This window comes from Polyangiaceae bacterium (assembly GCA_020633205.1).
GTDB lineage: Bacteria > Myxococcota_A > Polyangia > Polyangiales > Polyangiaceae > JAHBVY01.
This window is the reverse complement of sequence record JACKEB010000016.1, coordinates 82,018-96,064: the sequence shown is the minus strand read 5'-3', so window position 1 is coordinate 96,064 and position 14,047 is coordinate 82,018. Positions and strand designations below refer to the sequence as shown.

Below are 14,047 nucleotides of genomic sequence, written 5' to 3'. Positions count from 1 at the left end.
TCATGCAAAGAATTACATTGTAATGACATTTGCTCCCAAGCGGGATGGTAGTCGAGCGAACAGGCTCTATGGTTACTGTCTTCGTCGTTCTCTATTTCGCGATCCTGCTCTTGCTCTGCACCTACGGGTTGCACCGCCTGCACCTGGTCTTCAGCTGCTGGCGCCATCGCCGCCGGATCGAAGCGGTTGCTGATGTAGCTCCTTTGAGCGACGCGGAACTACCCCGCGTGACCATCCAGCTGCCGCTGTATAACGAGGCCACCGTGGTCGAGCGCTTGCTCGATGCCGTGGCGAAGGTCGACTACCCGGCGGACCGTTTGGAGATCCAGGTGCTGGACGACTCGACGGACGAGACGCGGGGCATCGCGGAAGCGAAGGTCGCGAAGCTAGCGAGCACTGGTCTCGACATCAGCTACATCCGTCGCCCCGACCGGCATGGCTACAAGGCGGGCGCTCTGGACTTCGGTCTAGCGCGAGCCAAGGGCGAGCTGATCGCGATTTTCGACGCCGACTTCGTCCCGCAGCCCAGGTTTTTGCGTGACGTGGCTCCGCACTTCCAGTCACCCGAGATTGCGATGGTGCAGACCCGCTGGGGTCACATGAATCGCCACCAGAACCTGTTGACCAGCGTTCAAGCGCTGATGCTTGATGGGCACCACATGGTGGAGAACCGCGCTCGCTACGGCGCCGGTTGCTATTTCAACTTCTCCGGCACGGGCGGGATCTGGCGCGCCGCTGCGATCCACGAAGCGGGTGGTTGGGAACACGACACGCTGACGGAGGACCTGGATCTCTCGTACCGCGCGCAGCTCAAGGGCTGGCGCTTCGTGTACCGACCGGACGTCCTCACCCCCGCAGAGCTCCCCGAAGATTTGTCGGCCTTTCGGGCTCAGCAATACCGCTGGGCGAAGGGCACCGTGCAGACGGCTCGCAAGCTGCTGGGGCGCGTGATGCGCGCGGATCTCAGCCGCTCTCAGCGTCTCGAAGCGTTCTTCCACCTGACGCCTCACTTCGCGTACCCGTTGATGCTGCTGCTCAGCATCTTGATTCTCCCCGCGCTGGTGCTGATGCCTGCCGTCGACGTTGGCACGATGTTCATCGTCGATCTTCCGCTGTGCTTCGGCGCTACCGGTTCGCTGGCGACCTTCTACTGCCTCGCGGAGCGCGCCCAGGGTCGCTCGGTGTTTGGAGCCCTGAAGAAGCTTCCGGCGCTCATCGCCCTGGGCGCAGGCCTCAGCCCACACCTGACTCGCGCGGTGTTTGATGGGCTACGCAGCATGAGCGGTGAGTTCGTGCGCACTCCCAAGCGCGGAAGTCAGCTCGGTCGCTACCGACAGGCCGCGCAGCTGCCCTTCGTGGAGATTGGCCTGACGCTCATCAGCATCGCGAGCGTCGTCGCCTCGGTCGAGACCGGCCACTGGTTCGCGACCCCCTTCACGATGCTGTTCGCGCTCGGCTACGGCTACGTGGCCTGGACCGTTACTTCTGAGCAGCTCGTGCCTCGCGCGGAGAAGTCTGGGGAGGCCGACCGGGTTCCGGGCGCTGCTTCTGCCAGCTAAAAACAGCTGAAAATCGCCAACGGGCGTGACTCCGACGGCCTCGGCCAGGAGCACGCCCGTCTTGCTTTGTGCATCACACAGGCGCCGTTCCCTACCATCGCCCACTGTAGCGGCCACTAGCCCGGTTCTCGTAGCTTCCCGTTACCTATGGACTTTTTGGCGTCTCACGCTACGCTACTTGAGTCCGGGGTGCTGAGGCGGGCTTCTGATGAAGACCTCCGGCATCTCAAATGGGACGAGCTCGAGGCTGGGGGTTCGGACATGACGAAGGCTGACATCGTAAACGCCGTCTACACCGATGCCGGGGGAGGGTATTCGAAGAAGGAATCTGCGGACCTCGTGGACGACGTCTTCGAGACCATGAAAGAGACCCTCGCACGCGGCGAAAAGATCAAGATCTCCGGGTTTGGCAATTTCGTGCTGCGCGACAAGCGTCAGCGCCAGGGCCGCAACCCTCAAACTGGCGAGCCCATCGTGATCACAGAGCGCCGCGTGCTGAACTTCAAGGCGAGTCAGCTGCTGAAGCAGGCGCTGAACGCCGACCTGACTGAAGATGAACTTCGCTCCGACCCGGGCGCTGCGTCTGACCCAGACGCCTCCAGTCCGAGCAACCCGAGTCACGCTTCTTTCTCAGCCGACCACGGCGAGTGAGCCCGGCGTCGCGTAGCCGCAGCGGATCAGCAAAAGAACCGCAAAGACGGCGGTTAGCCATTGCGTTCTCGCGCTGGGCACGGCACCCAATGAGTCCGTGGCTAACGAGAAGCGACCGCCCGTAAAGCTCTACTACCGCATCGGAGAGGTCTCGGAGATCGTCGGAGTCGAGCCCCATGTGCTGCGCTACTGGGAGACGGAGTTTCGCACCATCCGGCCTCAGAAGTCGCGCAAGGGACAGCGCATCTACTCGCGTCGGGACGTCGACAAGCTGCTGCGAGTCAAGGACCTGCTGTACAACCAGGGGTACACCATTGCGGGTGCGCGCAAGCGCCTGCGGGATGGCGTCGCGAGCACCGAAGCGGTGGCAGAAGAGGCGCAGCCTCAGGTCTCCCCGCCAGCGCCCGTGGCTGACTCTGGGATGCTGGATCAGCTGAGGTCGATTCGGGGGGAAGTGGTTGGGTTGCTTCGGGAACTCGGCGAAGACGTACGCTGAATCGTCCGCTGTCCCCCGGTTTTGACGGTCCCGGAGCTGCCCTCAGCCCGACATTGTTTGTCAGGGAGTGGAGGCGCTCCGCACTAGCTTGCTTGACGCGGCGCCGTGAAGCGAGCACCAGACCACTCCGGGCAAACAGCGCCCGCACGCTCGCTACGGCCAGCGTGTCGATCAACGAACCCATACCGCTAGAACAAGCTTGTTGGCTGACTGGCAGCCAACACGAGGAGTACCCATGGCCGAAGGATTGAACCGCGTGATGCTACTCGGAAACCTCGGAGCCGATCCGGAGCTGAGGATGACTGGAGGAGGGCAGGCGGTGCTCAAGCTGCGTCTCGCCACCAGCGAAACCTACCTGGACAAAAATCGGGTTCGCCAGGAGCGCACCGAATGGCACAGCGTGGTGGTGTGGGGGAAGCGCGGCGAGGCGTTAGGCAAGTTCCTGACCAAGGGCACCCGTATCTTCGTTGAAGGCAGCCTGCGCACTTCGAGCTACGAAGTCGAGGGCCAGAAACGGTACCGCACGGAAGTCGTTGCCCGCGAAGTCATCCTCGCCGGGCGCGGTGGTGGCGGCGGTGGTCGCGACGAGGGCGGCTACGGCGGCGGCGGCTACGGTGGCGGCGGCGGTGGCGGTGGCGGCGGCGGCTACAACGAGCCATCCGGCGGTGGCGGTGGCGGTGGCGGTGGCGGCTACGATGACATGGACTACGGTGGGGGCGACGATGACATCCCGTTCTGAGAGTCGTCGTTGAAAGCTCCGTGAGCCGGGAATGGCTCGAGATGGGGGTCGCAGGACCCTCGAAACAGCCCGCCGGTAGTGCGAACTAATCCTGAAGGTAATCGATGAATCCTATCGCTCGACGCGTTGTGGGGCGCCGCACCACCGGCATGGTCCGGGGACTCCTTCCGCTAGTCTTGGGCGCTGCGCTGTTTGGCTTGGTCGGCTGTGACGACGACAACCAGAGCAAGCCTGTGGCCTCTGCGGCGCCCGTGGAGGATCTCTCTCCGGTCCCGGCTCCGGAGAGCCTTGTTGCCGACGTGTTCATCGCGCAGCCAGAGCCGACTTGGAAGGAGCTCCGGGGGCTCGCTGGGGCGGGCGCCGCGCTCCTTCCGGCGAACTACCCGGTGTTGGTCACAACGCTCACGGGGCTGCCGCCAACCGCTTCGTCCAGCATCGATGCGGGGCTGCCAGTCGTGGGCGCGTTGGTGGACGTCGGGGAGGGCGACCCCGGGTTGGTGTTGGCGGTGCATCTGCGCAGCGGGCGCGAGCTCATCGCAGCCGTGACCAAAGGCGCTGACGCGCGCTTCGAAATGAAGCGCAACGACGAGACGCAGATCAGCATGCTCACCCCCAGGAATCCCGGCAACGCCCAGCCGCTCGGGATGGGGGTGTTGGGGAACTACCTGCTCGTCGGGAACGTTCCGGCCGCGCTCGACAAGGCGGGGCCATACGTGGTGCGTACGCTGAGCAAGCAGGCGGCGCCGAAGGAGCCGATTGTCGCCCTTGCTTCGGAGAAGGCGCTCGCGGGCCCCGTCTCCAAGCGCATCAAAGCCGCTTGGAAAAAGCGTCGCGAGCAGCTGCAGGAGATGGACCTCCAGGCGCGTAAAGCGCGCGGTGGCCGTGCCCCCGACTTTGGCGATCCGGCGGCGGCTCTGCTGGGGATCGAGAGCGCCGTCGACGACTTGGTTGCCATCGTCGAAGGCTCTCAGCAGGCCAAGCTGATCGTCACCCCGGGAGACCGGCACCTCGAGGCCGAGCTTCAAATCACGCCCAAGCCGAGCGGGGAGGCGAAGCAGCTGGTGTCAGACATGCCTACCGGGGACTTGTCGCTGCTCAAGGCGTTGCCGCGCGGCACGAGTCTCGCACTCCTGACCCAGAGCAGTGCTGCCGGTCGCCTCGAGAGCGCGAAGGCGACCGAGGAGACCTTCGCGAAGCTCCTTGATTCGCGCCTGTCTGATGCAGATCGCAAGCGCCTCCAGGCTGTGCTCACCGAGCTCGCGAACGGACGCGGAAACCAGCTCGCGCTTGGCTTGGGACGCGCATCGGGCAGCGACGAGCTTGCGCTGCTGATTGCCGCAGACGTCAGTGACAAGGGTCAGCTGGAAAAGGGGATCCGTGACGGACGCGGCCTCCTTGGTGTCAAGGCGTTCTCCCAACCGCTCGAGGAGTTTCTTGGGCAGATCAAGACCAGCATCGGCAAAGGGAAGGCGCCCGACGTGACGCCCGCGCCCGATCGCATCGGCTTCGAGCTGAAACCCAAGGCGTCCAAGCTCCCTCCTGGAGCGAAGGTGGAGCCAAAGCGCTTCGAGTTCTTGTGGCAGGCGACGGACTCCAAGCTTCGGGGAGCCATCGCTAAGGAGGCGGGCCCTGCCCTTGGGGAGCTGGTGAACGCCGCCGATGAAAAGTCGCTTGCGGCCCACCCGGAGCTCTCCGAGCAAATCCGCCGCGCCAAGCTGGAAGTCGCGTTTGCGTTGATGTTCCAGCCGGGTCGCTTGGTGCGGACGGACTCGACGGCGCCCGGAGCCGACTCCCCGGTGCTGCTCACCCTGGGACGTCGGGGTGGCCTGGCTCTGGTGCGGGTCGACGGTGATCAAGGTGCGCTGCAGTCTCTGGCTCGCATGATGCTGCGCCGTTGATCCGAGCGGGCCAGCGCGCCGCTCGCTGCTTGCCCCATCGATGTTGTAGAATACCGCCCATGAGGCGCGGGATGCTCTGGGCAGTCGTCGCCGCCGCCGGACTGCTCTCGGGCTGTCTCGGGCGCAGCGACCTCGAGGATGAAGACGCGACCGGTGGCAGTGCTGGGACCTCCAGTGGTGGCTTTGGCGGCGTCTCGGGCAGTTCTGGTGTCGGAGCGAGTGGCGGCTCGGTCAGCGGCGGTTCCGCGGGGACTGGCGGTGCAGGCGCTCAGGGCGGCAACGCCGGCGGCGGCGTCGGTGGACAAGGCGGCAACGCTGGGGCCGCGGGGAACGCCGGCAGTGGTGGCGTTGGTGGAGCACCAGCGTGCGGTCCCGGTACCTGTGATGGTTGTTGCGATCCAGCAACCGGCGCCTGTCAGGCAGGAGATGAGATCACGGCGTGCGGGGTCAGCGGCGCGTTGTGTGCGGATTGCGCGGAGCTCGGGTTCGATTGCCAGGCGGGGACCTGCGCTGGCAAACCTCCGGAGTGCTCGAGCATGTCGTGTTCTGGTTGCTGCGACGCCGCGGGTGTTTGCCGCGGAGGGGATACGAGCGACGCGTGTGGGAACGCCGGTGCTACGTGCGCCAACTGCTCAGCTCTGGGCGAGGGCTGCGTCGCCGGCCAGTGTGAAGGGCCTCCTCCCGCTTGCAGCCCTGCCAACTGCGATGGTTGTTGTGATGCCTCGGGGAGTTGCCGGCCGGGTACCAGCAATGGAGAGTGCGGTAGCGACGGCGAGCAGTGCGAGAGCTGCAGTAGCACCGGCCTGCAGTGTTCGGTTCCGGGAGGATACTGTGCTTTCGTTCCGAGCTGCAGCTCGGCGACTTGTCCCAACGGATGTTGTGACGCAAGCGGCGTTTGCCGCGACGGCCGTAACGATCAAGCGTGTGGCTCTTCTGGAGGTACTTGCAGCAACTGCGCGAGCAGCGGCCAAGCGTGCGCACCCCAAGGGTTTTGCTACAACGGCACCCACTGCGGGCCGGACAACTGCGCGGGCTGTTGCACCGGCAATGGTCAGTGCCGTCCGGGGTCAGGAAACCAAGCGTGTGGGCAGTTCGGAGGCCTCTGCGAAAACTGCGGCGCCCAGGGCGAGACCTGCCAAGGCCAGGTGTGCAGCAACGGCTCGACATGCCCTGCCGCCTACCCAGGTTGCAGCCCCAGCGCTGCAACATCGCCGGCGTTTCGCTCCAACGCGTGCAGCTCGGATGATTTGAACCAGCTGGCGACAGGGTGTTCCCAAGGCAGCTGCGGCTCCGCGTTCGGGCAGCTGCTGAACCGCAACCCCTCCTGCTACGACTGCATGCTGCAGTTCACCGGAGACGATGCTTACTCGCGCTGCCTGGCGCCCTTCCTGTCCGCGAGCTGCAACCATAGCTTTACCTGCGCGGCGCAGTGCAACCAAGCCGCGTGCGGCACGTGCAGTGACGCCGACCAAGACGCCTGCGGCAACGAAGTCTTCGGAAGTGGTGGCGACTGCGAGGACTACCTCGTGGGGCTCTACTGCAACCAGGCGGCGATCACTGGGCCAGCTGCTTTCTGTCAGTTCAACGGTGACGTCGGCGATTGGTTGCTTGGCGTGGGCAACTACTTCTGTGGTCAGTGAGCCACCGCTCGGGAGGGCGCAGCATTGGCCTACGATGAGACAATCCTAGTCACCGGCTACCCAACATTTCGTGGCCGCAAGATGGTCGACGAGCTGCTCGCCAGTCAACCGAACAGCTTGATCTACGTGATCGTGCGGGAAAAGTTCGCGGAGGAGGCGCGCTTACACCATGAGGCGTTGTCCAGTGCCGCGCGGCAACGGTTGGTGATGGTGGAGGGCGACGCCGCTGCGATGGACCTCGGTTTGAGCGGCAAGGAGTACCGCGAGCTGTCTCAGAAGGTGCAGCGCATCCACCACTGCGCTCAGGTGACCTATCAGGGCGTAGGTCGCCAAATGGCTAACGAAGTCAACTTGGGGGCGATGCGCGAGATCATCGAGTTCGCGCGCTGCTCGTCCCAGCTCTTGAGTGTCGTCGTGCACTCGAGCGCCATCGTCAGCGGAGACCGCACCGGCGTCGTCTATGAGCACGAGCTCAACGCGGGTCAGGCTTTCCGGGGCGCCGTTGAGAAGACGCTAGCGCGGGCGGAGCGCATCGCGCGCGCAGCCATGGCAGATTTGCCGATTTGTGTGATTCGGCCCACGCAAATCGTTGGGGACTCGACCACTGGCGAAGTCGACCGCCTGGACGGTCCGTACATGATGATGCTGCTGCTGCTCAGCAGCCCGAGCGAGGTCGCCATACCGCTTCCAACACGAGGCGACACGCCATTGAACCTCGTCCCCATCGACTTCGTCGTGCGTGCGGCGGCTTACCTTGGGCGTCAACCTGCAGCGCTGGGCAGGACCTTTCACCTCGCGGATCCAGCACCCTTGAGCGTGCGGCAGGTGTTCGAGCTAGTTGCTCGCGCTGGAGGGAAGCGCCTGGCGAGTCGTTTCATTCCAAGCGGCGTCAGCAAAGCGGTGCTGCGAGTGCCGGGCGTGAACTTGATCTCGAAGAATCAGCGAGCCATGGTGGACCTGTTGGCCACCGACGTCCGCTACGACACCACTCACGCCGACGAGCTGCTGCGCGGCTCTGGCATCCATTGTCCAAGCCTCGATAGCTACATCGAAGAGCTCGTCTCTTACGTGCAGCGCCGCCTGAAGGAAGATCGCTTGCGCGGTGACGTACCCGAGGTCGCTCTCAGGTGAGTCGACGCAAGCCGGTGGACAGCCAACGCCCTCAGAATGATCGACAGTTGCTCTACGCCGCGCTGGTGCTGGGCAGCCTCGTGGTGGTCGTGACTTGCGGCACCGGCACGCTTCCTTCAGCGCAGCCGAGCGCGCCTCCCCCCCAAGACCCCGTCAGCGTGCCCACCAGCGTGTCCGAGGCCTCCACATCGCCGCCTGAGGCGCCCGCTCCCGAGGTCTCTGTAGCCGCGGTGGAAGAGCCTGCCCCAGACCCGGCTCCGGAAGCAGCGAAAGGCCCCCTCGGACGTTTTCAGGCCGCACTGCGTGAGTTGAAGGACGGCAAGCGCAAGCGCTCCATCCGCGTGACCTGGTTGGGCGATTCACATACTGCCGCTGACTTCTGGACTGATGCCGTGCGGCAACGCTTGAACGCAGAAGCCGCTCCTGGCGGTCCTGGCTTCGTGTATCTTGGGCTCGACCCTTACCGGCACTCAGGCTTCAGCATCAGCCGGGACGGCGACTGGCAACACATCCCCGGCGCACCCTCGACGTCTAGCAAGACCGCTGACGGTGTGTTCGGGATCGGCGGAGTGCGCACTTCGTTCGGGAGCGGCGACGCGAAGCTTACCCTCACGCCGCGCTCAGGCACCCTCAAGGGAACGGCGCGCTGGACGCTGTACTTCCGCATGCCCGACGGCAAGACGCGTTTCCGCGTGAAACTGGGCGACAAGAGCAAGACTGTCAAGGCCAAGCACGTTGGGCAGATTGAGCGGAGTTTGCTCGAAGGCTCGGCGTCCGAGTCACTGGTGATTGAACCCGGCAGCGGTCGCCCCGAGTTGTTCGGCGCGGTGCTCGAGGGCTCGGGACCGGGCGTTGTGCTGGACACGCTGGGCATCAACGGTGCGCGCGTTGCGACGGCTCTAGCCTGGGAAGAAGGAGCCTTCGTGGAACTCTTGAAGCAACGCGAGCCAGATCTCGTGATCTTGGCCTACGGCACCAACGAAGCCGGGGCGAACTACGCCGTGGAGAAGTACCGCCCGCAGTTCGAGTCACTGATGAAGCGCGTGCGGCGTGCGGCTCCGGAAACCAGCTGCGCGCTCTTCGGGCCGACAGACTGGGTGAAGAATGAAGAACGGGTCATGGCCATCGACCAGCTAGAGCGAAGCGTGGCCACCTCGCTTGGCTGCGCCTACTTCAGCGTGTTCGACGCCATGGGAGGCAAGGGCAGCATCACACGCTGGGCCAAGCAGAGCCCGCCGCTAGCAGCGCCTGATCACATCCACCTAACCCCGAAGGGCTATCAAAAGCTGGGCGACGCCACGGCGGACTTCCTGCTGGGAAGGTGACGCGGTTATGTTGCCGCGCGGTAATAGATGCGCGGGCGAGGACGTCAGTGGCGTCGCTTGTTGTAGTCGTCGTAGCCCGACATCAGAGCGCGGAAGATCCAGCTCGCTAGCACTTCGGAGCCGCTGCCCGTGGGGTGGGTGAGGTCAGCCTGGCCTAGACCGCGACCGACCCAGGCTGCCATCGAGCCTGGGCCTCCCATGGCCTCGTAGGTATTGAAGAACGCGCAGCCGACTTCCTTCGAGGCGCTCTTTTGCTCTTTCACGATGGCGGGGATCACCGCCATGCTCTGCAAGCTCGCACCCTTCTTTTCCGCGCGGTCCATTGCGGAGATGATCAAGCAGCCCGCGTCAGGCACTGCCTTACGCGCCTGCTGGAGCACTGCCTTCATGGTCTCGTGATACTGATCCATCGGGTAAGCGAAGCCATCGCCGCTTTCGTTCGCCCCGAACTCGAAGATCAAGAGGTTCGGCTTTCGCCATCTCAGCTGCTCCGCCCAGTGAGCGTCGTCTTGCTTGTCGAGGAAGCGGATGCGCGCGCCTTGTACGCCGATCGCGTCCAGCACGACGCCGGGGACGTCTCGCTCCATCACCACGCCGAACGCGCGAGAGCTGCCCTTGATGGTGACCACCTCCAGCTCATGAGCGCCGTCGGGTACCTCGATCGTCTCGACGGCGGTCTGCTTCTCGTCGGCGCTGGTATCGAGCACCTTGTACTGCTTGCCGTCGAGGTTCAGCTGGATCTTCCCGCCGCCCGGCTCCTTCATGTAGGAGACCTCGTAGCGTGAGACGTTGAGCCCGTAGTGTCCGCTCTTGGCGGTTCCGAAGCGCGCTCGAGAGCCCGGAGGCGCGCGGAAGCTGACGCCGCCGAGGCCGTAGAGGCCATCAGGGGACAGTGGCCCCACGATGCGGCTGACCTTCCAGCCACTGGACGCGAAGCGACTCACGTCGTTGTGGAAGTACGCGGGCCAGGCGTTCGCCATCAGCATGAAGCCGTGGCCGGCGTCCCCGAAGCGCCCCTGGAGCTTGCGGCGTAGCGTGCCGCTCACGTAGTCGGACGTGACGATGGAGTCGCCGAAGTGGAGCACCCGGACGATGCCGTCTGGTTGCTTGCGTTGTGCTCGGCCGAGGGCAGCGTAGAAGCCGTCGAGTGCCTTTCCGGACGGATCTTCGATCGGGACCGGCGGCTTCTCGACGTTGATGGGCTCCAGTGCAGGGCCCTGTTCGGCCGCGATCGGTCCACGGCTCCCGGTAGGGATTTCTACGTTCTCGGGTTGAGCCAGCTCCGGGCGTTCTGTGGTCTCCGATTCGAGCGTCGACTCGCCTTCGACCAGCACTGGGGCCGGCACGCTCGGCGGTGCGGCCTCCGCCTCCGGTAGCGGGTCGAAGAGCGCGAGGCGCTGCAAGCTTGGTACGCGATGGGACAATGCACCGAGCCCGACGACGAAGAGCACCGCAAGCACCGGGGCTGACGTCAGGACCCGCGCTGGTCGTCGTAGCTCGGGTCCTTGGATGACGACCGGCGGCTCAGCCTTCATCGCTCCCCCCAGATCACTCGGGCGCGCTAGCTAGCATCGCGGACGCCTTCGCCACGCACCCGCCATCGCCGAGCTGGCGACACAGGGCGCGCAGCACTCGCAGGTCCTGCTTCGTCGCGGTGCCGGAGTTCGCCTTGGCCAGCAGTGCCGCCTTCGCACGAGTCTTCTTTTCGCGGTCGCCGCTTGCCGCGTCGTCGATCGCGCTGCCGTTGCTGGTTGCAGCCGGCTTCTCCGTCGGCGTGGGCTTGGCGGTGGACTCCCCAAAGGGATTCTTACGCACCAGGCCCCCAGAGGAAGTGGGTGCGCTTGGAGCGCCAGCGCTGGTGTCGGGCTTGGGGACGGCGGGCAGCTCGTTGATGTCGACGCCGTCGCCATCCAACTTGGCGATTTCGTTCACCGCGCGTTTCCGCCGGGTACTGTCGACGCTGGTTGCCTTCGCGATGCGGTCGAGGATCTCGCGGCGCTTGGTGGGGTCCGTCTCCGCAGCAGCCTTGTCGAACAGCGAGTCCGCCCACTTGGCCTCGATTTCGCGGAAATCCGGAGATTGGCGTGCGTTGCTGGACTCCGGGATGCCCTCGGTGGCGCGCTTGTGCGCCCCTTCTAGGTCGTTCTGCTTCAGGAGCTCTTTGGCTTCTTCTAGCGCTTGCGCTGCGGGGTCAACGGTTGCCTGAGTGGTGGTGCTGCTGTCGTCGTTCGCGTCGGACTTGCCACCCAGGGTGAGCATGCCGAGCACTACGAGCACGCCCAAGCCGACCACCGCGAGAACCACCTTCAGTGCCGCGGGGATACCGGTTGGCGCCGGTGTCTCCAGGCCCGGCAAGGGGCTGATGCGCTCGAGTGCGGCTGGGCTTATGGCGTCGATCTGCTGACTCTCATCAGCGCCTGGCTTGTAGATCTGCCCGGCGGGGATGAACTTCAGCACGACGTCGCCCAGCTCGACGTTGTCGCGCGCGTCCACTAGCCCGCGTTGCAACTCCACGCCGTTTATGCGTACGCCGTTCGCGCTGTTTTTATCGAGGATCTCGTAGCGACCACGGCCCGCCGGGCGGATCTCGGCGTGGACCCGACTGACGGAGCTGTGGTTGATCGAGATCTGACACTCCTCACCGCGACCCAGGGTGAGCGTGTCTTCTGTCAGTGGGAACTCGAGCCCAGGAGTGGGGCCCACCAACATCACCAGGCGGTCAGGCTGGCCGAGTAACGCCTGGCTCTTCGGGACGGCGGGGATGGTGGCGTTCTTGCCTTGAGGTACGCCAGCAACAGCCTCGTCCATCACCTCGAGACGGTAGTCGCCGAGCTGGATCAGATCCCCGTGCTCAAGTCGGTGCGCTCCACCAATGCGTGTCCCATTGACGAAGCAGCCGTTGTAGCTGTCGAGGTCCTCGATGACCCAGCCTTCGCCGTTCTTGTACAAACGGGCATGCCGACGCGAGATGTTACGCTCGGTGAGTCGGACGGTGCTGTCCTCCGCACGACCAACGGTGTACTCGTCGCGCGTCAGATTGACGACCGTCGTATTGGCCTGATCATCGGCGATCGAGAGCTTCCACATGGGAGCGATACAATCCTGCCCGGGATCCGGGGCTAAGCCAAGCGCAGCTCGCGCAAGCTGAACGTTTCTGGGAAGTTGGCGCGACCAACCAGGCGACTGGTGCTGGAACCGAGCGGGAACGCAGTGCTACCCGCACAGTTTGCCCGCGGACCGGGGACTGTCGGCTGGTTCCGTAGTGGCCTAGTGAGGAGACGACCGAGTTGAGTGAGTTCTTGGCTGCAGACCATTAGCAGGGAAGTGAGCTGACCCAACACCCCGGTGAGTCAGGTACTTGGGGGCGACTAAAGCCCAAAAAGCCGCCAGCGTCGACCCGTTCTCGGGTCGTCCCCGTCGTTTGTTCGCTGGTGGCGTTCGTCCTTTGAGTAGCGGCCGCTTCAATCGCGTTGCGTGAGGTGGAAGACGGCGTCGTGGATTCTCGGCCGGGCGCTGCGGATTCTGATGTTATCTCGCGTGGGACACACGCGGTTGCTCAGCAGCACCACCACCAGTTCGGCCCGCGGGTCGCACCACAGGCTGGTTCCCGTGAACCCAAGATGCCCAAAGCTGGCGTCACTGAAGTGGGCTCCAGAGGACGACCCTGCGGAGCGACCATCGAAGCCGAGACGGTGGGAGCCTCCGGCTTGGGGGCTCAGGGCATCCGCCAGCACGGAGGCCGGGAGCGGTCCTTCACCTCGCAGGCTTTCCAGTAGCCGGATGCCGAACTCCAGCACCGCCGCGACCTCCCCAAATGCACCTGCGTGGCCGCACAGGCCAGACCCGCGTAGCGCCCACGCATTCTCATCGTGGACGGCGCCTCGCAGCCTTCCGCCGCGCCACCCGACGTCTTCAGTGGGTGCGACCGGCTGCCGAGCTGCCGCTGTCGCCCTCGGGCTGAGCGCCTCGGCCGGACCCAAGAACCCGGGAATGCGCCAAGTCGCTTGGAGAGCTGACAGTTGCTCGGCAAGGGAAAGGCCGAACTCAGCCTCCAGAGCCGCTCCAACGAGCATGTAGCCAAGGTCGCTGTAAACCGGCGGATAGGTGCCGGATGGCTGATCCAAGCATTCCGGGCGGAAGCCCTGAGCGGCTTCTCTGAGCAAGGCTTCGGAACGCTGCGGCCGACCCTCGCGGAGCGAAGCGAACAACTCGAGGTGCGCGATCAATCCCGCGCGATGACTCAAGAGCGCGTGGAGCGTCGAGGCTTCCGCGAGCGTGCCCTGGGCCTCGCTCAGCAAGTCACCTAGCGGTCGCTGAAGGAACCCCGGTCTACGCGCTTCTTCCTCCAGCGCCAAACACGCAGTGAGCGGTTTGGTGACGCTCGCCAGGTCGTAGACCGTGCGCCAGCTCACGGGCTCGCTGGGGTCGGGCGCTGGCTCGAGGCTGCCAGCTGCCGCGACACCCCGATGCCAGCTCGCGGAGCGGCGCCGCGCGACCCCAATCACCGCCCCTGGGGCCACCCCGGCCTCGACGACTTCGTGTTGGAGGAGCGTGGCCATTGGATCCGCCCAGGGGCCGCCTTCCAAGCAAGGGGGAGAACTCTGCATA

11 protein-coding genes are annotated in these 14,047 nt (G+C 65.0%); 8 read left to right on the top strand and 3 right to left on the bottom strand.

Annotated elements, in window-relative coordinates:
* Positions 1-68 precede the first annotated feature (68 nt).
* The 8 genes from H6718_25140 to H6718_25105 all read left to right on the top strand — a co-directional run bounded on the left by H6718_25140 (position 69) and on the right by H6718_25105 (position 9,439).
* Positions 69-1,559 (top strand): glycosyltransferase, encoded by a 1,491-nt coding sequence (locus H6718_25140; GenBank protein MCB9588720.1) that lies wholly within the window; start codon positions 69-71, stop codon positions 1,557-1,559.
* A 261-nt stretch (positions 1,560-1,820) separates the two neighbouring features.
* Positions 1,821-2,210: an integration host factor subunit alpha gene (locus tag H6718_25135; GenBank protein MCB9588719.1), complete on the top strand. Its 390-nt coding sequence runs from the start codon at positions 1,821-1,823 to the stop codon at positions 2,208-2,210.
* A gap of 97 nt (positions 2,211-2,307) precedes the next feature.
* Positions 2,308-2,706, top strand: coding sequence for a MerR family transcriptional regulator (locus H6718_25130; GenBank protein MCB9588718.1), 399 nt, complete (start codon positions 2,308-2,310; stop codon positions 2,704-2,706).
* 235 nt (positions 2,707-2,941) lie between these two features.
* Positions 2,942-3,445 carry a single-stranded DNA-binding protein gene (ssb, locus tag H6718_25125; protein MCB9588717.1) on the top strand — a complete coding sequence of 168 codons (504 nt, stop codon included), beginning with the start codon at positions 2,942-2,944 and terminating at the stop codon, positions 3,443-3,445.
* A gap of 104 nt (positions 3,446-3,549) precedes the next feature.
* A complete protein-coding gene (locus H6718_25120) occupies positions 3,550-5,343 on the top strand; it encodes a hypothetical protein (GenBank protein MCB9588716.1) in 1,794 nt (597 codons plus the stop codon).
* A 59-nt stretch (positions 5,344-5,402) separates the two neighbouring features.
* Positions 5,403-6,983, top strand: coding sequence for a hypothetical protein (locus tag H6718_25115; GenBank protein ID MCB9588715.1), 1,581 nt, complete (start codon positions 5,403-5,405; stop codon positions 6,981-6,983).
* 81 nt (positions 6,984-7,064) lie between these two features.
* A complete protein-coding gene (locus tag H6718_25110) occupies positions 7,065-8,114 on the top strand; it encodes an SDR family oxidoreductase (protein ID MCB9588714.1) in 1,050 nt (349 codons plus the stop codon).
* Positions 8,111-9,439 carry a hypothetical protein gene (locus H6718_25105; protein MCB9588713.1) on the top strand — a complete coding sequence of 443 codons (1,329 nt, stop codon included), beginning with the start codon at positions 8,111-8,113 and terminating at the stop codon, positions 9,437-9,439. Before H6718_25110 ends, H6718_25105 begins: the two co-directional genes overlap by 4 nt.
* Positions 9,440-9,483: 44 nt before the next feature.
* On the opposite strand, the gene H6718_25100 is transcribed toward H6718_25105, so the two are convergent.
* The 3 genes from H6718_25100 to H6718_25090 all read right to left on the bottom strand — a co-directional run bounded on the left by H6718_25100 (position 9,484) and on the right by H6718_25090 (position 14,046).
* The gene (locus H6718_25100) at positions 9,484-10,974 is read right to left on the bottom strand and encodes a hypothetical protein (protein MCB9588712.1); all 1,491 of its coding nucleotides are present in this window, start codon (positions 10,972-10,974) and stop codon (positions 9,484-9,486) included.
* A gap of 13 nt (positions 10,975-10,987) precedes the next feature.
* Positions 10,988-12,526 (bottom strand): FHA domain-containing protein, encoded by a 1,539-nt coding sequence (locus H6718_25095; protein ID MCB9588711.1) that lies wholly within the window; start codon positions 12,524-12,526, stop codon positions 10,988-10,990.
* Positions 12,527-12,900: 374 nt separating this feature from the next.
* Positions 12,901-14,046 (bottom strand): beta-lactamase family protein, encoded by a 1,146-nt coding sequence (locus tag H6718_25090; GenBank protein ID MCB9588710.1) that lies wholly within the window; start codon positions 14,044-14,046, stop codon positions 12,901-12,903.
* Position 14,047: the final 1 nt, after the last annotated feature.

What these genes read in the sequence shown, in the direction of transcription:
- H6718_25140 (MCB9588720.1), top strand. Translation starts at nt 69, where the DNA reads ATGGTTACTGTCTTCGTCGTTCTCTATTTCGCGATCCTGCTCTTGCTC.
- H6718_25135 (MCB9588719.1), top strand. Translation starts at nt 1,821, where the DNA reads ATGACGAAGGCTGACATCGTAAACGCCGTCTACACCGATGCCGGGGGA.
- ssb (MCB9588717.1), top strand. Translation starts at nt 2,942, where the DNA reads ATGGCCGAAGGATTGAACCGCGTGATGCTACTCGGAAACCTCGGAGCC.
- H6718_25120 (MCB9588716.1), top strand. Translation starts at nt 3,550, where the DNA reads ATGAATCCTATCGCTCGACGCGTTGTGGGGCGCCGCACCACCGGCATG.
- H6718_25115 (MCB9588715.1), top strand. Translation starts at nt 5,403, where the DNA reads ATGAGGCGCGGGATGCTCTGGGCAGTCGTCGCCGCCGCCGGACTGCTC.
- H6718_25110 (MCB9588714.1), top strand. Translation starts at nt 7,065, where the DNA reads ATGGTCGACGAGCTGCTCGCCAGTCAACCGAACAGCTTGATCTACGTG.
- H6718_25100 (MCB9588712.1), bottom strand. Translation starts at nt 10,974, where the DNA reads ATGAAGGCTGAGCCGCCGGTCGTCATCCAAGGACCCGAGCTACGACGA.
- H6718_25095 (MCB9588711.1), bottom strand. Translation starts at nt 12,526, where the DNA reads ATGTGGAAGCTCTCGATCGCCGATGATCAGGCCAATACGACGGTCGTC.
- H6718_25090 (MCB9588710.1), bottom strand. Translation starts at nt 14,046, where the DNA reads ATGCAGAGTTCTCCCCCTTGCTTGGAAGGCGGCCCCTGGGCGGATCCA.